Source organism: Nostoc sp. (assembly GCF_036917095.1).
In the GTDB taxonomy this organism is placed as follows: domain Bacteria; phylum Cyanobacteriota; class Cyanobacteriia; order Cyanobacteriales; family Nostocaceae; genus Nostoc.
In genome coordinates, this window is the sequence record NZ_JBALFH010000041.1 from 233,870 (window position 1) to 254,244 (window position 20,375).

21 protein-coding genes, 1 tRNA gene and 1 pseudogene are annotated in these 20,375 nt (G+C 44.9%); 10 read left to right on the plus strand and 13 right to left on the minus strand.

The annotated features are described in order from the left end of the window. Window positions 1–57: 57 nt before the first annotated feature. The 6 genes from V7L01_RS23220 to V7L01_RS23245 all read right to left on the minus strand — a co-directional run bounded on the left by V7L01_RS23220 (window position 58) and on the right by V7L01_RS23245 (window position 7,269). Complete coding sequence (locus tag V7L01_RS23220) at window positions 58–894, minus strand: AMIN domain-containing protein (RefSeq protein ID WP_335038887.1); 837 nt, start codon at window positions 892–894, stop codon at window positions 58–60. Window positions 895–980: 86 nt separating this feature from the next. After that, entirely contained in the window at window positions 981–1,490 is a 510-nt protein-coding gene (locus V7L01_RS23225; protein WP_335038828.1) for a hypothetical protein, read from the minus strand. A gap of 5 nt (window positions 1,491–1,495) precedes the next feature. Then, a complete protein-coding gene (locus V7L01_RS23230; RefSeq protein ID WP_335038829.1) occupies window positions 1,496–3,706 on the minus strand; it encodes a cation:proton antiporter in 2,211 nt (736 codons plus the stop codon). Window positions 3,707–4,044: 338 nt separating this feature from the next. Next, on the minus strand, window positions 4,045–5,334 hold the full coding sequence (locus V7L01_RS23235; protein ID WP_335038831.1) for a cation:proton antiporter: 1,290 nt from the start codon (window positions 5,332–5,334) through the stop codon (window positions 4,045–4,047). Between the two features lie 586 nt (window positions 5,335–5,920). Beyond that, window positions 5,921–6,355, minus strand: a complete 435-nt coding sequence (locus V7L01_RS23240; RefSeq protein ID WP_335038833.1) for a hypothetical protein — start codon at window positions 6,353–6,355, stop codon at window positions 5,921–5,923. 167 nt (window positions 6,356–6,522) lie between these two features. Beyond that, window positions 6,523–7,269, minus strand: a complete 747-nt coding sequence (locus tag V7L01_RS23245) for a GDSL-type esterase/lipase family protein (protein WP_335038835.1) — start codon at window positions 7,267–7,269, stop codon at window positions 6,523–6,525. A gap of 163 nt (window positions 7,270–7,432) precedes the next feature. Here V7L01_RS23245 and V7L01_RS23250 point away from each other — a divergent pair, with 163 nt between their 5' ends. The 8 genes and pseudogenes from V7L01_RS23250 to V7L01_RS23285 all read left to right on the plus strand — a co-directional run bounded on the left by V7L01_RS23250 (window position 7,433) and on the right by V7L01_RS23285 (window position 12,934). Then, complete coding sequence (locus V7L01_RS23250; protein ID WP_335038837.1) at window positions 7,433–7,756, plus strand: hypothetical protein; 324 nt, start codon at window positions 7,433–7,435, stop codon at window positions 7,754–7,756. 12 nt (window positions 7,757–7,768) lie between these two features. Continuing rightward, complete coding sequence (locus V7L01_RS23255; RefSeq protein ID WP_335038839.1) at window positions 7,769–7,972, plus strand: hypothetical protein; 204 nt, start codon at window positions 7,769–7,771, stop codon at window positions 7,970–7,972. Between the two features lie 346 nt (window positions 7,973–8,318). Beyond that, window positions 8,319–8,438 (plus strand): annotated as a pseudogene (locus V7L01_RS23260) (SDR family NAD(P)-dependent oxidoreductase); the annotation flags it as partial. 116 nt (window positions 8,439–8,554) lie between these two features. Continuing rightward, complete coding sequence (locus V7L01_RS23265; protein WP_335038841.1) at window positions 8,555–8,959, plus strand: putative quinol monooxygenase; 405 nt, start codon at window positions 8,555–8,557, stop codon at window positions 8,957–8,959. Between the two features lie 93 nt (window positions 8,960–9,052). Beyond that, window positions 9,053–9,844: a carboxymuconolactone decarboxylase family protein gene (locus tag V7L01_RS23270; protein ID WP_335038842.1), complete on the plus strand. Its 792-nt coding sequence runs from the start codon at window positions 9,053–9,055 to the stop codon at window positions 9,842–9,844. A 65-nt stretch (window positions 9,845–9,909) separates the two neighbouring features. Further along, window positions 9,910–10,746 carry an SDR family oxidoreductase gene (locus V7L01_RS23275; protein WP_335038843.1) on the plus strand — a complete coding sequence of 279 codons (837 nt, stop codon included), beginning with the start codon at window positions 9,910–9,912 and terminating at the stop codon, window positions 10,744–10,746. Between the two features lie 186 nt (window positions 10,747–10,932). Beyond that, window positions 10,933–11,940, plus strand: a complete 1,008-nt coding sequence (locus tag V7L01_RS23280) for an aldo/keto reductase (protein WP_335038845.1) — start codon at window positions 10,933–10,935, stop codon at window positions 11,938–11,940. A 142-nt stretch (window positions 11,941–12,082) separates the two neighbouring features. Beyond that, window positions 12,083–12,934: an aldo/keto reductase gene (locus V7L01_RS23285; RefSeq protein WP_335038847.1), complete on the plus strand. Its 852-nt coding sequence runs from the start codon at window positions 12,083–12,085 to the stop codon at window positions 12,932–12,934. 365 nt (window positions 12,935–13,299) lie between these two features. Here V7L01_RS23285 and V7L01_RS23290 read toward each other — a convergent pair. The 3 genes from V7L01_RS23290 to hisF form a co-directional block, all read right to left on the minus strand. Next, window positions 13,300–13,372 (minus strand) — tRNA-Ala (locus V7L01_RS23290). A 94-nt stretch (window positions 13,373–13,466) separates the two neighbouring features. Next, a complete protein-coding gene (locus V7L01_RS23295) occupies window positions 13,467–13,661 on the minus strand; it encodes a hypothetical protein (RefSeq protein WP_100901219.1) in 195 nt (64 codons plus the stop codon). Window positions 13,662–13,760: 99 nt separating this feature from the next. Beyond that, window positions 13,761–14,534 (minus strand): imidazole glycerol phosphate synthase subunit HisF, encoded by a 774-nt coding sequence (hisF, locus tag V7L01_RS23300; protein ID WP_335038848.1) that lies wholly within the window; start codon window positions 14,532–14,534, stop codon window positions 13,761–13,763. A gap of 219 nt (window positions 14,535–14,753) precedes the next feature. Between hisF and ruvB the strand changes: the two genes are divergently transcribed. Both ruvB and V7L01_RS23310 read left to right on the plus strand, forming a co-directional pair. Beyond that, the gene (ruvB, locus tag V7L01_RS23305) at window positions 14,754–15,854 is read left to right on the plus strand and encodes a Holliday junction branch migration DNA helicase RuvB (protein ID WP_335038850.1); all 1,101 of its coding nucleotides are present in this window, start codon (window positions 14,754–14,756) and stop codon (window positions 15,852–15,854) included. A gap of 103 nt (window positions 15,855–15,957) precedes the next feature. Further along, entirely contained in the window at window positions 15,958–16,761 is an 804-nt protein-coding gene (locus tag V7L01_RS23310; RefSeq protein WP_335038851.1) for a tetratricopeptide repeat protein, read from the plus strand. A gap of 57 nt (window positions 16,762–16,818) precedes the next feature. Here V7L01_RS23310 and V7L01_RS23315 read toward each other — a convergent pair whose 3' ends face one another. From V7L01_RS23315 to V7L01_RS23330, 4 genes are all read right to left on the minus strand, one after another. After that, a complete protein-coding gene (locus V7L01_RS23315) occupies window positions 16,819–18,207 on the minus strand; it encodes a cytochrome P450 (RefSeq protein WP_335038853.1) in 1,389 nt (462 codons plus the stop codon). Window positions 18,208–18,293: 86 nt separating this feature from the next. After that, window positions 18,294–19,097, minus strand: a complete 804-nt coding sequence (locus V7L01_RS23320; protein WP_335038854.1) for a TIGR01548 family HAD-type hydrolase — start codon at window positions 19,095–19,097, stop codon at window positions 18,294–18,296. Between the two features lie 286 nt (window positions 19,098–19,383). Then, window positions 19,384–19,821, minus strand: coding sequence for a hypothetical protein (locus tag V7L01_RS23325; protein WP_335038856.1), 438 nt, complete (start codon window positions 19,819–19,821; stop codon window positions 19,384–19,386). A gap of 16 nt (window positions 19,822–19,837) precedes the next feature. After that, window positions 19,838–20,350, minus strand: coding sequence for an NAD(P)/FAD-dependent oxidoreductase (locus tag V7L01_RS23330; protein WP_335038858.1), 513 nt, complete (start codon window positions 20,348–20,350; stop codon window positions 19,838–19,840). Window positions 20,351–20,375: the final 25 nt, after the last annotated feature.

Genomic DNA, 20,375 nt, shown 5'->3' on the forward strand with positions numbered 1-20,375 from the left:
AAGTCTTTTCTCCTTGTCCCCTTATTCTCTTCCCAATAGCCCTATTTGAATTATTAACTATTTAGTTTTGGGTAAAGGTTGACCAAACTCAATGATTTGCGGATCGGCAACATTGGGGACTGTTGGAACTGGAAAGTCAGACCGAACTAAAGGAGGAATGCTATTCAAATTACCTGATGGATTTGGGAAAGTAGCAGGGGGAAGAATTGAATCAACTTGTTGAGAGGGTGTATTCGGAGTTAAGGGAGGTACAGTTACAAAAGGCTGCCCTGAGTTAGTAGTAATTGTTGAGGGCAGTTCATTGGATGGAGGCGGAACTGTGAGTAAGGGCGGTTGTGGATTAGTACTTATGGGTACGTTACTAGGTGGTTGTGATTTATAGGGTGTTTGAGGTTGTTTTTTGGGTGAAGCTGGGGAATTTACTGGTTTCACGGCAGTAGTTTTACCAGAAATAACCGGACGTAATACCCAGCGAGTGGAGTTTTTTCGGGAAACGGGTTGCAGTTGTACCTGTTTGGGATTAAAAACAGTCCCTGGTGCTAAATCTAGGACAATGCGTGTGTCGCGAGCATTCAGTTGAGAAACGCGAATGCTTTTGATTGCTCCAGAATAATTTTGTTGTGTGGTAACTTTGCCCAACTTAGTATTCGGTAAATCTACAACCAGACGAGAGGGTTGGGCTAGGTAGAAATAACGGGGGGTTGTGCCTGCTGAGAGGGTGATTTCGAGTTGTTGTGTCTTGGGAGAAAAACGCCAATTATCTAGCTTCGCCACTGGTGTAGCAGCAGTAGTGCAAGTTTCGAGGGCGATCGCTGCATAAAAGCCTAATAGACTTATGCTATATAGCTGCTTGCGCCATTGGCAAAATTGCCTAGTCTTTAGTCCCCGATCCATTCTTTTTATCTGCTCCATAAAACCCCATACAATGCGATCGCATTGCTGTTGACTTCGCGCTTTAAATCCCTTGCCCACTCTCCAGTTCAATGGCTATTTAACTTCTGAGATTTTTCCTGAGCTTTTTGGGGCACAGCGGTAAATTTTAGAGTTTTGGGAATGCCATTTACGGTTAATTGACCCGTCATATTACCTTTATCAACAAGTTGCATTTGAATTGCGACTGAGTTCAGAGGATCGTTTTGAGGGCGAGGAATATTACAAAGGATTGATCTACCAACTTTCCCAGATAAATTTAACTGTTGATTTCTGAAGATGCCTGCCAGAGAGTGCTTTTCGTCGGTATCGGGGTTAGCGTTTGCCGGTAATACAGAGGCATTTAAGTAAATACCCGACTGCTCAATGTTTAACGTTAGGGTATCTGATTTTTCACAGTTAGGCAAATTCTCAGCCAGGGTTAGACGATAGCGGCCGTTAACTGGAGGAGGAGCCTTGAGTTTGTTTTCCCCATAAACACTGACAGTTTTAAACAACAGTAGCACTGCAATTATTGCTACTCCGTAAAAAGCTAAGGATTTGAAGTTGAAATGATTCATGAATTTCAATTGCTCAATGTTGGCTCTTGACTACTAACCTCAGGAAGCATAGAGGCAAGGTGAGCGGTAACTTGACTGTAGCGGCGGGTAATCAGCAAAGAAGAACGACATTGGATGGCTAGTTGGTCTGTATATCTTCCCAAGGTTTGGCGCTCGATACCCCAAGCGCGGCTGGTGCCAGCAATAGTTAGGTCAACACCTTCTGAGGCTTGAATTACGGCTTGGATTGGTTCTGGGGCTTCGAGAGTTTTGATTTCAATGCGATCGCGTACACTGGTGGGCAATTGTTCCATCATCGTGTGCAGTTCGTAACTCGATTCTTCCTTGGCATGATTTGCTACTATCTGTAATATCTGCAACATACAAGTCTCACGATTAATTAGCAGTCTCAGAGCTAGTATTAGTGCTAAATCATCATGGATATTGGCTGAATAAGGTACCAATAAAGTTTCTAATTGCTCTTTACCTTTATCCACAAATACTGCTACATCCACTGGTGCAGTGGTAAGCATTTGTCCGACTCGTCCACCTAAACGATTACTACTAAAAGCTGGGCGATGCCAGCCCACGAGAATTAAATCAGCTTGTTCTGATGTGGCAATCTGTGCTGTTTCGCGGGCAACATTGCTGGATATGCGAATGATAGGATGCACGCAAGAACGAGTTTCTGGCGGTTCGAGAGTATTAATTAATTCTTGTAGCTGGTGGCGGCGCTGGGCAATTAATCGGTCTGCTTCAACTGGGGTACTTTCAAAGGCATAATCTTCTTGAAATTCAATCAGGCTAAGAGGGTTAACAATGGCAGGATATCGGTAATTGAGAGCGATACCTACGGCGGGCTGCGCCAACGCTACTGCCAACTGTACCAAGCCTTTTTGAGTACTTGGATTAGCCACTGGCACCAAAATTCGGAAAGGATGAGGAGAAGTTTCACTTCCAGCAGAGGTGTCTATACCTGTTTCTGCTTCCAACTCCGGTTCCATGACATCTAACCGGATCAGCTTTTTCGGATATGTCCATTCCAGCAGTGGCGAGGTCATGAATGTAGTTACCAATGCCATGATTACCAGCATGGTAAATATTAAGGGGGAAATTACCCCTAACTCTAGACCAATATTTAGCACTATCAGTTCGGTCAAGCCGCGAGTATTCATTAACCAACCGAGTGCCGAAGCTTCCCGTTTACTAATGCCACTGACACGGGCCGCTACATAAGTGCCAACATATTTCCCTGCGATCGCCACTCCTAAAACCAACGCACACAAAAGCCACAATTCGGGACGGTTGAGCAAGCCAATCTGCGTTTTTAAGCCGCTGTAGGCAAAAAATATTGGCAGTAAGAATATCAAAACAAAATCTTCGGTTTTTACAGCCAATTCCCGCACTAAATCTTCATTTTTGGGCATCGCTGCTCCCAGTAAAAATGCCCCAAAAATTAAGTGAATCCCAATTAGTTCGGTGATTAATGCCGACGCAACCACTGCCATATAAATCCCAGCTAGCAGCAATTGGCTGAGGCGTCCCGCACGCAGGTAGTGTTTGGCAAGGCGTTGCAGGAACCAACGTCCCACCGTCAACATCAAGCCGATGTAAACTATGCTGGCGATAATTGTGGGTATCGCACCAGCAAAGTCACCAGTTCGAGCCACAGCGATCGCTACTGCCAACAGACACCAAGCTGTCACATCATCCACTGCTGCACAAGTTAACGCCAACGTTCCTAAACGCGTTCCTTGTAAATTGTTTTCAGTAATGATTCGCGCTAACACTGGAAAGGCAGTAATCGACATCGCCGCCCCCAAAAACAAGGCAAAGGCGGTGAAGGATACGCTAGCGTTGGAAACTAGCGGATAAAGCAGCACCGCTAGCAATGTTCCTAAAGAAAACGGCACCAAAATGCTGACATGAGAAGTTAAAATTGCTACTTCTAATTGTCCGCTGAGGTATTTGGGATTTAGTTCTAGCCCAATCAGAAACATGAAAAATATTAGTCCCACCTGAGACAAAACATTTAGAAAAGGAAAAGTTTCTGGTGGAAACAAGCTAACTGCTATATCGGGAGCAACTAAACCAAATAAAGATGGGCCGAGCATAATCCCGGCGACAATCTCACCAATTACCAGAGGTTGCTTAATGGAACGGAATCCTAGCCCTACTAGCCTTGAAAGTCCAATAACAATCAGCACCTCAACCAGAACGAGAATAACTATGTGCATGGTTTTTTCACAATTAACTATCTGGTTTCCCTAAGATAATTCTTTAAAAGACTAGAAAATGTCAAGCTTGTTAAATATACCCAAGATTGATTTGTGCTTCGTTGTTATGTAAATTGCTGTTACGATGCAGTTGCAGTCGGGAAACATGAATTTTGATGATTTTAGAAGCTAAATCTAGAAGAAATGACGAATTACCGATATTAAAAAAAATAGGTAATAGGTAGTCCGTTTATAGTGGCGTTTAAGTGCCACTATAAACAAATTAGCGGTTATAGCCAGAGTCAAAGCGGAGAATTTTACCCAATTACTAGGTAATTAATCTTAATATTTAATTTTGCTTAAGCGGAAGATTTATCATAGCTTGTCCCGTGCAACAAAAAGGCAATCAGTGGTGATGCCATAAGGGTAGTAATGACTGCCATAATAACCATGATAGTGAATAAAGTTGGGGTAATTATACCTTGCTCAAGACCAATATTGAGGATGATTAACTCCATCAAACCACGAGCATTCATCAGAGCGCCGATAGTTGCAGATTCGCGCCAATTTTCCCCCGCCAATTTTGCAGCCAACATACAAGCAACACCTTTGCCAAGAATTGCGATCGCAATAATTAACAGCGTCACTCCCCACAAAGTCGGTGTGTTTACCAATCCAATTTGAGTGTTTAATCCAGAGAAGACAAAAAATATCGGTAGCAAAAAAGAAGTAGTTAAAAACTCTGTATATTGGCGAATTTGTTGGGTAAATTCTCCGCGTGGAGTCACTGCTCCCAGCACAAAAGCACCAAATATTGCATAGATGCCTGTGACATCGGTAAACCATGCACAAAACATCAAAATTATCAACATTAAAGTCAGTGTTTGTCTGTTCACACCTGCATCGCGTTTAGTCATACGTGTGAACGCTCTCAGTAGAGGTTGACCGAGAAAAATTGCAAATAGCACGTAGCAAATGCCACCACCAATTGCTAATATGGCAATGCTCAGAGAATTTTTCACGCTAGCAAGCACGATCGCCAACAAACACCAAGCAACTGCATCATCTACCGATGCTGCACCCAAAGCCAAAGTACCGAAGCGGGTTTGTGCAAGACCGCGTTCGTAAAGAATGCGAGCTAACATCGGAAAAGCCGTAATTGTCATCGATGCACCTAGATACAAAGCGGCTGACCAAGGCACAACTTTTGGCTGAAAGAAATCGCCATTGTGATAAAACCAAAAAGATGCGATCGCTCCTAAAATAAAGGGAGTGATAATCCCGGCAGCAGATAGCAAACTTGCACTTTTAATATGATGTTTTAAGAGTTTGGTATTGAACTCTAAACCAATCAAAAACATATAAATTACCAACCCAATCTGGCTAATAGCATATAAAATCGACATTGATGGGTTGGGTATTTTTAGTCCTACAGCAGTAATAATGGGAAGCTTAGGAAACAGCCATTGCTGAAAATCTGGTGCAATCAATCCCAAAAGTGATGGGCCTAGCATTACACCTGCAATCATTTCGCAAACAACATCGGTTTGACCAAGATAGCGGCGTCCTAAAATCGTGACGATGCGACAAGTGGTTAAAATAATTGTGAGTTGCAGAAATAGCTTAATAACCAGATCAAAATTCGACATTGCACCTCTTTAATTTACGTCTCTGCATTGAAAAATCTCCCTACACTCCAAAGCTTGTCCTGTTTTTCTCATACATGACTATTACATCAGCACAAGCGCCAATTTTGGAAACACAATATAGGTGTTTTTTATTGGATGAGAGCAGCTAATAGACATTCAAGTTGCATCTATAAATAGAATTTCCTCCAAGGGGTCAGAAATCATATCATGTCCGCATAATTAGTTATGATTCCCACAGTCATTGCACCCCACCCCTTAATCCCCTCCCCGCAAGCGGGGAGGGGAGACAAAGCATAGCTTTGGCGGGGTGGGGTTCTTCGGGTTTAATAAGTAATCAAACGGACATGATATCAGGAACCAGGAGCCTTTTTTATTTTGACTCCTGACTCATGATTCCCAGAACTACGGGGAAAGTGCAAAGTAAATGCATATTATTACAGGTTGCTCATAGAGACGCACACAACTGTACGTGAATACAACATATTGCATTCCAAGTAAAATTGCCAAATGCGATTTTTTGAATTTGCGATTTAATTTTTAATTTTTGATAAATTCTTAATAAATTTAGTTTCGAGGATTTGAGGTTTTACAACCACTCACCACCCCGGAAACGCCAACGGGGAAAGATAATTCGCATCAGACTTTGTGAACTAATAAAAACTGCTAGCCACACGACGCTATAGTGCAATATAAAAACTGCTGGCGAAAGTTCTTCTTTCGGTAAAGGTATTGGTAAGAAGCCAAGCAGTTTGACTCCACAAAACACAAACACCAATTCCCAGATGCCAGCTAAGAGTTGATAAACCGCGGGCCAATCTCTATCCCAACGGGATTTTTGCAGATAGTCATAAAGCACATCCCAGCCTATGCCAAAGATCGCGACATAAGCAAGTATCCAAAAATAAACCGAGTTAGCACCAGGGCCAATCCAACCTATTGCAAAAGGCAAAGATACTAGTACACCTACAGTTGCAAGTAATAATAATCGAGTTTGCCAGCGACCTAATAGAGTTGGTGTCATAAGAGTGCTGAGTAATGAACAAGAGTTTTATATAGATGGATTGTAAAAGGATATTACACCTACTTTCATTTAAAATTCAGCAAGATTTTGGTGCTTTTTGTGAGGGTGGCAAATACGAGAATATCGGCTAGTCCCAAAGCACCAACACATCTATATTAGGATGATTCTTAGGATGGTTTAAGCTGATAATTAAATTGAGAATGGTAAGCTGCGTTGGCAAAGCCTACTGAAGTTATTGCATCCCAATTGATTACATCCTCTAACAAAGCTTGATAACCTAGTGTATTGGGATGAAGACCATCTTCACTCAAGCGTTTAAGCCGCCAATTTTCACCGCGTTCCATCCATTGCTCAAAAATATCTAAATAGGGAATCTGCCGTTTGGTGCAAGCAATTCGAGTTGCTTCTTTGTAGCGGTACTGATCGGCATGATTATAGTAAAAGCAATCTAGAAATGGCATCTTAGCTTCATCCACTGGCACCATGCCTACAAATAACACAGGACATAGTTGCTGTGCTAAATCTAGCAGAGAAGCAATTTCCTTCTCAAACAATGTAAAATCTGTGTAACTTCGGCCATCAGGACGCGCCAACCGCGCTGAATCATTCACGCCTACTGATAAAATAATCAAGTCGGGGACACGATTTCGCAGTTCACCCCGGTGGCGGAACTCAACTTCTAGCCTTTGGGCTACTTGTTGCGTGCGATCGCCTCTTACCCCTAAATTATAAAGAACATGACCGGCACTATCCGGCAACATCCACCATCGCCGTAGTTGCTCAATCCATCCCCCTTTTTCCGGGTCGCCGAATCCATAAATTAAGCTGTCCCCCAGTGCGACAATCTTCATGGGCTGAAAGTGATTTGGTGGTACAGACAGCTGCATTGAGGAAGAAGCTAGAAATGTGTGCATTTAACAACTATATTTTATATCTTTACAAGATTCTATACATTTCTATACCATAGATGGCTATCTTTAGTGCCCAAGCATATATGGGGTTTCTACTTGTTGATATGGTTGCAAAGTTAATATTGCCGCAGTTTAGCTTCTGAGGGTCAACTGTCGAGTTTGGAATTTGAAACGTCTAGGGGTAAAAGGGGATCTTAAATCTTGGCTGAGTAATCACCAGATTAATGAGCAAGAATTCTGCGTAGATGCGGAGCAGCTTGCCGTTGGGCATCGCCTTACCACTTTGAGCGAAAATAATTTTATGTATCTTAGTCAGGTAATAAGTGCGATACCTTCGGTAAGCTTCGCTAACGCAGAAAATTTCTACCCGGAATCTTTCCAGTCCAATCAACTCCCGCCTGGTTTAGAAGCATATTATCAGCAGCATTTACACAAAATGTTTCCACCCGAACAAAGCACAGATGTGTTAAATGTTTTGATACAGCAGTAAAAAGCAATACCAGTGGAAGCGTTGGCGCAGACCGCCGCAGCGATCGCACAAATCATTGATACTGATGAGTATGAAGTTGAGGAAGTGCTAGAAAATTGGCTAGAGTTCTTACAGCAACAAAAAATCGCCTCAGAAAACCATTACAGTCCCTATCATTCCAACTTTCGAGACTGGCTAGGTAGACAGCAAATAAAACCCTCTAAAAAATTTCCCTAAACCTCTCCATTGTGAGTGGAAGGATAACTTTGCCGTTAGCGAAGCTGTGATGCTTATTTTCTTGTTAGGCGATCGCACTTTTCACTCGTTTTGGCAGCGTTCATTTCTAAGTTTGCAGGATTGTACAACAATCTTAGACGATCGTTCTATTGCTTATCCTCCAAAATGCCTAAGATGAAGCTAAAGCAAGAAAAAATGATTTCGGCTTCTTGTCAGTATTCTAGATTTTTATTCAAGAAAAAATTCAGTTCTTGTAATGCAAACACAGGAGTTCAAAATGCCCTTAGCCACTGATTGGCAAGTCCGTGGCGGAACTCAATAGTTACTCAACAAAAAGAGGAATCAGATGATTAAAGACAAAGTTGTGATTATTACCGGCGCATCATCAGGGATTGGTGAAGCAACTGCGAAATCGCGTGCAAGCAAAGGCGCTAAAGTCGTATTGGGGGCGCGACGCGATCGCCGATAAGCTGCGACTGGCTTACCCGATGGTGCTTGTATTGGGGCACGAGGAAATACTCGGCCAACGGGTCGCAACGATCGCCGCAAAAATGAAAGGTTGAATACCAGATCGAGAGAATCATGAAGCAGTTGCGAATTCACAACGTATGGCTCGTGTTGGGCGCATTCCTCATGCTGACCCTATTTTCCTGCCAGAGTAGGCTTGCCGAGGAGAACGATCGAGTCGTGCGATTGGCAAGACTCGAAATTTATCCTGCTTACCTGGAAAGTTATAAAGCTTTGCTTAAGGAGGAAATCGAAACTTCTGTTCGCGTTGAGCCGGGAGTTCTAGGCTTAAATGCCGTATCTGAAAAAGACCATCCCACCCGCATCACGATATTGGAAATCTATGCGAATGAACAGGCGTATCAAGCGCATATAGAATCGCCCCATTTCCAAAAATACAAGACCTCCACACCGACCATGATTAAGTCTCTCGATCTCGCTGAAACCAACCCCATTCTCCTCGGCACGAAGGCAAGGTGAGCCAAGTGGCAAGCGATCGCTTCCAGAAGCGTTGGAAAAGAGAACGAGCTTGGAGACGAAATCCACAACTGTAACTCAAACAAAGAGGTACGTATGACCAATACACCACAGCAAGACAAAACTCAATCCTCTGTGAGAATCAGTGAAGCGGCACATAAACATCACGAGGAACTGTTTCCAAACCACAAATCGACCCTAAAGATAACTGACCCTGAACTGATCGAAATCTTTGACAACTTTGCCTTCGATGAAGTCATTGTGTTGAGCAAGTTCGATACAAAAACCAGGGTGATGCTGATTCTGGCATCGATCGTCGGTAGTCAGGCAGTTAGCGAATACAAAGTCATGGTGGGCGCAGCGCTCAATGTTGGAGTAACGCCGATTGAAGTCAAAGAGATTTTGTATCAAGCAGTACCCTATGTGGGGATGGCAAAAGCATTTGATTTCGTTCATGCCACCAATGAAGTGATGTCCAGCAGGGGCATTAAATTACCTTTAGAAGGGCAATCGACCACCAGCCCGGAAACCCGCTACGACAAAGGGCTGGCAGTACAAAAAGCCATATTCGGTGAAACAATCGATCAAATGTATGAGCGATCGCCCAAAGACCAGCTGCACATTCAAAAGTTTTTGTCTGCCAATTGCTTTGGCGATTATTACACCCGCAATGGCGTAGATATCAAAGTAAGAGAGCTCATCACACTGTCTATCCTCATTGCTCTGGGCGGGGTTGAATCACAGATAAAGGGGCACATTCAAGGCAACCTGAATGTCGGAAACGGCAAAGACATACTGCTGGATCTGATTACACAATTGTTGCCCTGGGTGGGATATCCCCGAACACTGAATGCGTTGAAATGCCTGAATGAAGTGGCGACAGAGTAATGGCGATGATAACGAGCAATGAACAATACAGGGCTTGATTAAGTTCGAGTAAAAGGAAAATAATTATGAGCAAAGTCTGGTTGATCACAGGCGCTGGTAGCGGTATCGGAGCCGGAACCGCCAAGGCGGCATTGCAGGCTGGCGATCGTGTAGTTGCGACTGGCCGAAACCTCGATAAAGTGCGTAATGCCTTGCCCGATGTTGCAAGCGAGAATCTTGCATTTGTCCAGTTGGATGTTTCCAACGAGGTAGAGGCGAAAACAGCCGTCGAGGAGGCGGTGAAGCGGTTCGGGCGGATCGACGTTTTGGTTAACAATGCGGGCTACAGCCTGCTTGGTAATTTTGAAGAGATGACCACGACTGAGATCGAACGCCAGTTCGCGACAAACTTCTATGGTGTGGTGTACGTCATGCGTGCCGTGCTGCCGGTTATGCGTCAGCAGCAGTCAGGTCACATCATCAACATTAGCTCCGTTGCTGGCGTTGTCGGGTTTAAGCACTGTGCTGCCTACGCCGCATCGAAGTTTGCGGTCGAGGGCATCTCGCTGTCGGTCGCGGCCGAGGTCGAGGGGTTCGGCATCAAGATGACGCTCGTCGAACCGGGCTTCTTCCGCACGGATCTTCTGGATGACCAGAATGTTAGATGGCCTAGCAACGCCATCGAAGACTATGCCGCCGAGGGCAACGTTCAGGACACTTGGTCGGTCTACAACGGCACGCAGCAGGGCGATCCAGCAAAGTTAGGCGATGCTCTGGTCAAAATCGCCGGGATGGAGAATCCGCCGAAGTTGTTCGTTGCCGGAAGTGACGCCCTTGCAACGATCGCGTCGGCTGTCGAGGAACGGTTGCAGGCGACGCGTGCCCATGAAGAGCTATCGAAATCAACAGATGGTTCATTCTAGCGATCGCACAAAAAGCATCATCATCAAATCCACGGACATGATGCACATCGCCATTCAGCAACAGATCGACGGCAAGACTGTGGACTAAATGCAACAGGTCAGCGACGAACAATACCAGACCCGATCCTGGAGTAGGACAGTTCCGACCTTTAATTCACCTTTAAATCAAAGACAGGAGTTCAAAAAATGCAAAAGCGCAAACTTGGAAACAGTAATTTGGAAGTCTCGGCTATCGGGCTGGGCTGTATGGGAATGAGCTTTTCTTATGGCCCGCCCAAAGACACACAAGAGATGACTGCTCTTCTGGGGGCTGCCGTAGAACGGGGCATTACATTCTTTGACACCGCCGAGGTCTACGGCCCGTTCCTAAACGAAGAGCTGGTGGGTGAAGCCCTCGCTCCCTTCCGCGACCAAGTGGTCATCGCCACCAAATTCGGGTTCGACATCAGTCCGAATTCCGATCCCCGTGGCATGAAGGGTTCACCCGGACTGAATAGCCGACCGGAGCATATTAAGGAAGCCGTGGAGGGTTCGCTCAAGCGACTCAAGGTAGAGGCGATCGACCTCCTCTATCAGCACCGGGTTGACCCGAACGTGCCGATCGAAGATGTGGCAGGAGCGGTGAAAGAACTGATTCAGTCAGGTAAGGTGAAGCACTTTGGACTCTCGGAAGCAGGAGTGCAAACGATTCGTCGCGCCCACGCCGTTCAGCCGATCGCTGCTCTCCAGAGCGAGTACTCACTGTGGTGGAGAAAGCCTGAAGCGGAAGTGATACCGACCCTGGAGGAACTTGGCATCGGCTTTGTCCCCTACAGCCCTTTGGGTAAGGGCTTTCTCACGGGCAAGATCGACGAAAACGCGACTTTTGACAGTTCCGACTTCCGCAGCACCCTACCTCGCTTCACGCCAGAGGCTCTCAAGGCGAATCAAGCCCTGATCGATCTGCTCAACAGCATTGCCCAACAGAAGCAGGTAACACCCGCTCAGATTGCACTTGCCTGGCTACTGGCTCAGAAACCGTGGATCGTTCCGATTCCAGGCACCACGAAGCTGCATCGCTTGGACGAAAACATCGGGGCAATCTCCGTCGAACTCACGCCTGCCGATCTTGGCGAAATCGATGATGCCGCCGCCAAGATCGCAGTGCAAGGAGCGCGGTATCCCGAAAAATTGGAGCAAATGACGGGTCGCTGAGTCCAATTGTAGTCTCTGGGTCTGGCATAACCGCCCCTTAAACCAGACCCAAATCTGCGATCGGATGACACAGATCAACCCCGAACCATAACAGAGTTACTGACTGCTCACTGAAGGTAAAAGCACAACTTGGAGGGAAACAATGCAAAAGCTAGTATTGAATAATGGTGTCGAGATGCCCATTTTAGGGTTCGGTGTCTACCAGGTAACTGACCTCGAAGAGTGTGAAAGAAGCGTATATGAAGCAATACGTGCTGGCTATCGTTTAATTGATACCGCCGCTGCTTATCAAAACGAAGGAGCAGTTGGCAAAGCCATTGAAAAAAGTGGTGTGCCAAGGGAAGATATCTTTGTCACCACAAAGCTTTGGATTCAGGATGCCGGCTACGAAAGCGCAAAGAAGGCTTTTGGAAAATCGCTAAAGAGATTGCAATTAGATTATCTGGATCTCTATCTGATTCATCAACCCTATGGCGATGTCTATGGCTCTTGGCGAGCAATGGAGGAATTATATCGAGAAGGCAAGATTAGAGCCATCGGTGTCAGCAACTTCCAACCCGATCGCTTAATGGATCTGATAGTTCATAACGAAGTGGTTCCTGCGGTCAATCAAATTGAGATCCATCCCTTCAATCAGCAAATTGAAACCCAGAAATTCTTACAGGAAAACAATGTTCAGATTGAATCTTGGGGACCGTTTGCTGAAGGCAAGAACAATATTTTCGAGAATGAACTGCTGCTTTCTATCGCTAGGAAATACAAGAAAACTGTTGCTCAAGTAATTCTGCGCTGGCTGACCCAAAGAGGAGTCGTTGTCATTCCGAAATCTGTGCGGAAGGAAAGAATTGTTGAGAACTTCAACATTTTCGATTTTGAGCTAAACTCTGAAGATATGGATGCGATTATCGCGTTGGACACCAAAGTCAGCAGCTTCTTCGACCATCGGAATCCGGAGATGGTGAAACGGTTGGGTACCGTAAAACTTGACATTTAGAATCATTGCGCTCCCGTTTGATTTGTGCAACAAATTGCCCTAAGTTTACATAATCAGGGAGCATATCCGTCTGAAGCCCGCGTTTCAAAACAAATGAGTATGCCAGCATACTTAAGATACAGAGAAGTGCGTACAGCATTGCAAGAGATACAATGCCAATTAGGCAAATGCTAACTTAAATTTTCTTCGAGCCATCGAGCAATCATTTCTTCTAGGCTTTTCCTTACTTTCCTCTCCCTCTCCGTTGTGCGACAATTGACAAGCATTAGTTGCCCTTTGAGAACAACAAGCATATAAGTGACCATTTTGGACAACTAGTGCTTCTTGTCGCACACTGTTAACAGAGAGCTTTAGAGTATTAAGAATGGAGCTAAGCGGATTCGAACCGCTGACCCCCTCAATGCCATTGAGGTGCGCTACCAACTGCGCTATAACCCCTTAAAATTCATTATACATAATGGCTGAATTATTGGTACTTTGTCAAGCTTTTTGTAGAAAATAAATTTTTAATATCTCCTCAACCACTCAGCACTCACAATGACACTTGCAACAAATAGGTCATACAGTGCCCCATCAAAAAGTAAACTACTAACATGGCAGCAGCAGCCAGAGCAACTAATGTACCAGCCAACATTAAAGAAAATTCTTTACTCTCGTAGGCTCTTTCCATTAAGTGCAGCGACCACGCTACCAGGGCTACATCAAAAAGTAAAATAGGAAGCAACATATTTTTTAATATTTGTTAATACTTGTAAAATAATATTAACACCCTTTTCAGGAAGTGTGCCTAACCACAGATAGATGTCATTAAATAGTAAATTGTGATTCAAGATAATGTTCTTACTGGCACGTTGCGATCGCGCAAGTAATTTTTAATTTCTGCTACGCTTAATTGACCGTAATGTAACAATGACGCAAGTAATGCTGCTTCAGCTTTGCCTTCAGTTAGGGCAGTGTATATATGTTCGCAATTACCTGCACCACCGGAAGCAATAACTGGAATTTCTACAGCATCGGCAATTGCCCGTGTGATCTCAATGTCATACCCAGCTTGGGTTCCATCAGCATCCATACTTGTTACTAGCAGTTCTCCGGCCCCCCGTTTTTCAACTTCTTGTGCCCACTCTAGGGCATCTAAGCCTGTATTTTCCCTGCCACCCCGCACATACACATCCCAACCTGGATTCTCCGGGTTATTTCTGCGTCTGGCATCAATAGCAACAACTATGCACTGATTACCAAAGCGATCGCTTGCCCGATTAATCAAGTCTGGTTCCCGCACTGCCGCAGAATTAATACTAACCTTATCTGCGCCCGCTCGTAACAAAGCTTTAACATTTTCTAAGGATTGAATGCCACCACCCACAGTCAATGGAATGAAGACCTGTTCGGCAGTCCGGTAGACCACATCTAAGATTGTAGCTCGGTCTTCATGAGTAGCTGTAATATCCAGAAATACTAACTCATCAGCACCGGCTTCGTTGTAAACCTTGGCCAGCTCTACCGGATCGCCTGCATCTTGGAGATTAACAAAGTTAACTCCTTTTACAACCCGTCCCGCCTTCACATCTAAGCACGGTAAGATTCTTTTAGATAACATAATAACTTTTGTACTTCTGGGTAATTGACCGGAATTTAAATTTTAAATTGGCGCGGGTATTCTCAAACTAAAATTTTCACGGGCATGGGGCAGAAGGCAGGAGGCATAAGTTCTTTAATTTGAATTTTGAATTTTGAATTTTGAATTGATTTCTCCCCTGCCTCCCCTGCTCCCTCCGCCTCCAGTCTCTAGTCCCTTTAAAAGTAGATAGCTGAAATTATGGCGATAATCTCCTCGAAAAAACAGCCTCCAGAACCCAACGGAGAACCAAAGCAGCGTCGAGAGTCGGCGAAAGCACCATCCACAGAAAATATTTTGCAGCCTGAAGCTGCTATTGATGAACAAGAACAGCAGGAAGAAGGTATTCGACCGCACCGATTTGCCGATTACATTGGGCAAAAAGATTTAAAGGATGTGCTAGATATTGCAATCAAAGCAGCCAAGTCTCGTGGTGAGGTACTGGATCACTTGCTGCTGTATGGGCCGCCGGGATTGGGTAAAACCACAATGGCAATGATTTTAGCATCAGAAATGGGGGTAAATTACAAAATTACTAGTGCGCCAGCCCTAGAACGTCCACGAGATATTGTCGGGCTACTGGTGAACCTCAAGCCTGGTGATATTTTATTTGTGGATGAAATTCATCGCCTCTCGCGGATGACGGAAGAAATTCTCTATCCGGCGATGGAAGATTATCGTTTAGATATTACTATTGGTAAGGGTTCCAGCGCTCGGATCAGAAGTTTGCCTCTGTCAAAGTTTACCCTCGTGGGAGCTACAACGCGTGTCGGTGCTTTAACTTCACCACTGCGCGATCGCTTCGGTTTAATTCAAAAACTCCGATTTTATGAAGTTGACGAACTGACTCAAATTGTACTGCGAACCGCTCAATTACTCAAAACCCCCGTTACAGAAGATGGTGCCACAGAAATTGCCCGTCGTTCGCGCGGAACGCCGCGGATTGCTAATAGGTTACTGAAACGGGTACGTGATTATGCGGAAGTAAAAGTATCTGGGGAGATTAATGAAATCATCGCATCTGAGGCATTGCAACTATTCCAAGTAGATCCTTGCGGTTTAGATTGGACAGACCGCCAGATGCTGAGTGTGATAATTGAACAATTTAACGGCGGGCCAGTGGGGTTAGAAACAATGGCAGCAGCGACGGGTGAAGATACTCAAACAATTGAAGAGGTTTACGAACCTTACCTGATGCAGATTGGGTATTTAACTAGAACTCATCGCGGTAGGATGGCGACTAAGGCAGCATATAAGCATTTGGGATTCACGCCGCCTAATGAACAGTTGTCATTATTGTAATTATGGGAAATTGGGCATTGGGCATTGATACTCGTAAATGAGCCTTTGAACTCCATTCCTCTGCTTCATGCTCAATGACAAATGACAAATTAGGTAAACCTAGATGATTAAGTTGATTGGTATTTTTCTAAGCCTGTTACTTGTGTTTGGCTGGGCTACTCCAGTCATGGCACAATCTCAGCCGCCCATTACTCAAGAACAGTTAAAACAAGGTGATGAGTGGGCAAATCAAGCGTTTATAGCGACGAATCAAGGTGACTTTGCGACGGCTGAAACTTACTGGACAAAGATTATTGAGCAATTTCCGACAAATGCGGGGGCGTGGAGTAACCGGGGAAATTCGCGGGTGAGTCAGAATAAATTGCCAGAGGCGCTGGCAGATTATAACAAAGCCATAGAATTAGCGCCGAATGTCACCGATCCATATTTAAATCGGGGGGCGGCATTGGAAGGGATGGGAAAATGGGAAGATGCGATCGCAGATTATAATCATGTCTTAGAACTCGATCCTAACGATGCGATGGCGTATAACAATCGGGGAAATGCCAAAACAGGTTTAGGAAAATGGGAAGATGCGATCGCAGACTACAAAAAATCTAATGAGATAGCCCCGAATTTTGCCTTCGCCCGTGCAAACTACGCCCTCGCTCTTTATGAAACTGGTCAAAAAGAGCAAGCAATCCGCGAAATGCGAAATATCGCCCGTAAATACTCCAAATTTGCTGATGTGCGTGCCGCCCTCACAGCTGCATATTGGGTAAATGGAGAACAAGGTGAAGCCGAAAGTAACTGGGTAGCAGCTTATGGGTTAGATAGCCGCTATAAGGATATCGATTGGGTAAAAAATATCCGCCGTTGGCCCCCCAGTCTAGTTACTGCTTTGGATAAGTTCTTGAAAATCCAGTAGTTAGCAAGTAAATCAAAAGGGAAGCGGAGCGATCGCTCCCACCAGATTGTGAAACTTTTACACTAAGTTAGTCTCAAGAACTCGCTGATTTTGCTGGCGCTTTCCAGTCACCACCATTGGTACACCACCGCCTGGTGCTAAGAGGATGCTTTTCCGAACTGGTAGTACTGGCTTTGTATCAGCTAGTTTCATTTGCCAATCAGATAATACAGTTGCCAATACCAGTTTCATCTCAAACAGGGCAAATGCCATGCCAATACAGCGACGATTACCACCACCAAAGGGCAAATATTCAGATGGAGTAAATTGACGTTCTAGAAAACGATCTGGCTGAAACTGCTTGGAATTGGGGTATAAATCTTCTCGATGATGGCTCAAATAAATACAAGGAACCAATATTGTACCAGGGTCAAATTTGTAGCCTGCAATTTCTAAAGGTGATTTAACCAATCGATTTACTCCCAACATCCCCACCGGATATAGGCGCATTGTTTCCGAACAAACTGCATTTAAATAAGGTAATCGGAAAATGGCGTTTGGGTCTTTGTTGTCACCCAGGCTATCCAGTTCTTGCACTAGCTTTTCACGGACTTCAGGCTGATGATGAATCCAATACAGCGCCCATGCCAAAGAACTAGCCGTAGTTTCATGACCTGCAATCAACAAAGTCATCAATTCATCACGTAATTCCAAATCTGTCATCGGCTCACCTGCTTCATCACGAGCCGCCATCATTAAAGACAGAATATCACTTCGAGACTCATCAGCAAGCGATCGCCTTTCTTGAATTTCAGCATAGATGAGATCGTCCATTTCCTGCCGCAAACGTAGATAACTTCCCCAAGGACTGCGAGGCCCTAAATCCTGCCGTAATAATGGGAACAGGAGGAATATTGCCCGCAAAAGAGGTCTTTTTGGATTCAGGATAGCAATCAGAATTTCTTTGAGTTTTTCATAACGAAGTCCGTCCTTTAGACCAAATACAGCCTTTAAAATCACCTGAAAGGAGATTTCTTGCATGGATGGCAAGACTGTAAAGCTTTCCCCGACTGGCCACTCGCTAGTTACTTGCTTGGCGATCTCACTGATTAAATCACCATAAGCTTGCATTCTTTCCCCATGTAGAGGAGGTGTCAGCAGTTTCCGCTGGCGCTGGTGAGATTTTCCTTCTAAGGAAAATAGAGAATTTGGCCCCAATAAAGGCGTTCCTGAACCTGCTGCTGCACCAGAATCTAACTGTTTTGGATCTGTGGTAAAAATCTGCTGAATTGCTTGAGGATTACTAATGAAGACTTGAGGAGTAAAAACTGGGCCAATTCGGAGAGTGAACATATCACCATAGCTTTTAGCACAGTCTTCCATATATTCCACTGGGTTAGTCAGCCATTGATAGGTCTGTACCCAAGGATGAGTTTGGGGGCCGTTAGGCAGTTTAAGTGCAGACATTTTTATTAATCTCCCAATAATTCGAGCAAGATTGTTATCAGCCAGTCATTCATGCACCCCTAGCTTGATTAATCTTAGACCACAGATTAAGTAGATGAACTGACCAATTCTTGAATCTGTCTTGGGGTCAATTCCTGCACATTACGCAAAACTACTGCTGCTCCTGCTGCTATTAGTGTCTCACCATAAGCCTCACTACGCGCTGCTGTTTCCTGCACATGGGGCGGTAAAACTCCTACACCAATCCAAGGGCGAGAAGAATCTAAACGCCGCGCTTTCTCAACGGTATACATATCTGCTACGGTATCTCCCACATACACGATCGCTAATTTTTGCTCAATTCCATTTTCTAACTCCCGAACTGTAGCGAAAAGTCCAGTGGGGTCAGGTTTCCCTGGCGCATCTTCCATCGCAATCAACACCGGAGATTCCAAGCCGAGGCGTTTTTCTAAGACATAGTTAGCGGAAGCACGAGTTGCACCGCTAAAAAATCCCCAAGCAATCCCGGCTTGAGTAAGTTGTTCTAAATAGCTAGGTTGTAATAATAAAGGTTCATTACAGATATACCCAGTAAAATTATTTGGGTCAGGGCCGCGGTAACGCGATTGAAAAAAAGCAACGATCGCACTGTAATCTAGTCGCAATTGTTCGCGAGTCTGTCCTTGGGTTTCAAAGTAGCGGTAAATTAATTCCTGCGATGCTTCCCAATCGTTATTCCACACGCCTTCAGACTTGAGTTGGTCAATATCGAGTGGGGTTGGTCGATATGCTTGGGTAGTAAAATCTTCTACGGTATCTGCGATCGCCCGGCGATAGGAACCGCTAACGTCGCGCACAACGCCATCAATATCGAAAATAGCGATCGCTTTTGGTGAAGTTTGTTGAGTCATGGGTAGGGAGGAAAAGAGTTTTATTTTTATCTTGCCTATGTATTCATCCTTTCATAAATAGCAGAAGATGTCGGAATAAAAAGTATCCCAAAACTGAGGCAACAATCCTCTCTGTGGTTAGTTTATTTAGATAATTTATTTCTTGGAAATCTCTAAATTATATTTAAGTAGAAGGAAGAAAAACGAACCGCAAAGGCGCAAAGTTTAGTAAAGGTTTCTTCAGTAGACTTCGGCTCTGTAGACACTGAAGGTACGACCGAAGCAGAGCCATTTGTAGCACCGTTCTTCAAATCATGAGTTGGCTCGGAAGATCCAGATGTAATTGGGCTATCAAAGGAAATTCTGGCAGTTGTAGAGTCGGTTTAACCAGGGGGCGATTGTGTTTATCTCGGTTTTCCGGTGCGATCGCTAGCGCGTCAATTACTGGATGGGTCGCATTCCCAGCCGTCCATACCACTGTAGCGGCGGCTAATCTCTCTAGTTGCCCGTTGCGCTCAAACTCTACGGCTCCTGAATGCACCGCTTTCACCTCAGCATCCAATAACACCTCGACGGAGGCAGTTCGCTGTTGCAGAGCCAACTGTGCAGTTTCACGGAGGCGATCGCTTGCAGATTCTTTAAGAATCTCAGAACCACGCTGCAAAATCACAATCCGAATATCCTGTGGGTTCCCCTCTAAAGGGATGTACCAAGTTGGCAGTAAATCCGCTAGCGTTGCCGCCATTTCCACCCCAGATGCACTACCCAATCGCCACCGTAAGCATTGCCCGTCGTTCCTCCATATCTTCGGTTTGAGTTGCAATCTGCAAGCGGTTTCGTAAGTGCTGTCCTAGCGCAAACACATCATAGCCTGTGCGGAATGATAGCGCGTGTTCTTTTGCCCCAGGTATGCCGAAGTAGCTTGTAGTGCTGCCCAATGCCAGTACCAAATAACGGTAGGAATAGGTTAAGCCATTGAGTTTAACCTGCTTTTGATCCAGGTCAATCGCTTCTACTGTACCAAGCACAAAGGTAATACCAGTGTTGTGCAGCAATCGATCGTAGCGGGGACAGATTAACTCTAGCTTGACTTCGCTACTAAGCAGTTCATACAGCAGTGGCTTAAAAACGAAGCACCATGTTTGGTCAATCAAAATAATCGGGCCGGAATGTAAATCTCGCAGATGCAGTGCTGCGAACAATCCGGCAAAACCACCCCCAACAATCACAATCGGCAGATTATCATCTGTTTCTGTTTCTGTTGGCGATCGCATTTGTACTTCTCTTCATTTTCGTTTC

Bases quoted from the DNA above. Each gene is read 5' to 3' on its own strand.
- V7L01_RS23245 (WP_335038835.1), bottom strand. From the start codon at position 7,269: ATGCACACATTTCTAGCTTCTTCCTCAATGCAGCTGTCTGTACCACCA.
- V7L01_RS23285 (WP_335038847.1), top strand. From the start codon at position 12,083: ATGCAAAAGCTAGTATTGAATAATGGTGTCGAGATGCCCATTTTAGGG.
- V7L01_RS23315 (WP_335038853.1), bottom strand. From the start codon at position 18,207: ATGTCTGCACTTAAACTGCCTAACGGCCCCCAAACTCATCCTTGGGTA.
- V7L01_RS23225 (WP_335038828.1), bottom strand. From the start codon at position 1,490: ATGAATCATTTCAACTTCAAATCCTTAGCTTTTTACGGAGTAGCAATA.
- V7L01_RS23220 (WP_335038887.1), bottom strand. From the start codon at position 894: ATGGATCGGGGACTAAAGACTAGGCAATTTTGCCAATGGCGCAAGCAG.
- V7L01_RS23240 (WP_335038833.1), bottom strand. From the start codon at position 6,355: ATGACACCAACTCTATTAGGTCGCTGGCAAACTCGATTATTATTACTT.
- V7L01_RS23265 (WP_335038841.1), top strand. From the start codon at position 8,555: ATGAAGCAGTTGCGAATTCACAACGTATGGCTCGTGTTGGGCGCATTC.
- V7L01_RS23235 (WP_335038831.1), bottom strand. From the start codon at position 5,334: ATGTCGAATTTTGATCTGGTTATTAAGCTATTTCTGCAACTCACAATT.
- V7L01_RS23330 (WP_335038858.1), bottom strand. From the start codon at position 20,350: ATGCGATCGCCAACAGAAACAGAAACAGATGATAATCTGCCGATTGTG.
- V7L01_RS23325 (WP_335038856.1), bottom strand. From the start codon at position 19,821: ATGGCGGCAACGCTAGCGGATTTACTGCCAACTTGGTACATCCCTTTA.
- ruvB (WP_335038850.1), top strand. From the start codon at position 14,754: ATGGCGATAATCTCCTCGAAAAAACAGCCTCCAGAACCCAACGGAGAA.
- V7L01_RS23295 (WP_100901219.1), bottom strand. From the start codon at position 13,661: ATGTTGCTTCCTATTTTACTTTTTGATGTAGCCCTGGTAGCGTGGTCG.
- V7L01_RS23230 (WP_335038829.1), bottom strand. From the start codon at position 3,706: ATGCACATAGTTATTCTCGTTCTGGTTGAGGTGCTGATTGTTATTGGA.
- V7L01_RS23280 (WP_335038845.1), top strand. From the start codon at position 10,933: ATGCAAAAGCGCAAACTTGGAAACAGTAATTTGGAAGTCTCGGCTATC.
- V7L01_RS23270 (WP_335038842.1), top strand. From the start codon at position 9,053: ATGACCAATACACCACAGCAAGACAAAACTCAATCCTCTGTGAGAATC.
- hisF (WP_335038848.1), bottom strand. From the start codon at position 14,534: ATGTTATCTAAAAGAATCTTACCGTGCTTAGATGTGAAGGCGGGACGG.
- V7L01_RS23275 (WP_335038843.1), top strand. From the start codon at position 9,910: ATGAGCAAAGTCTGGTTGATCACAGGCGCTGGTAGCGGTATCGGAGCC.
- V7L01_RS23320 (WP_335038854.1), bottom strand. From the start codon at position 19,097: ATGACTCAACAAACTTCACCAAAAGCGATCGCTATTTTCGATATTGAT.
- V7L01_RS23310 (WP_335038851.1), top strand. From the start codon at position 15,958: ATGATTAAGTTGATTGGTATTTTTCTAAGCCTGTTACTTGTGTTTGGC.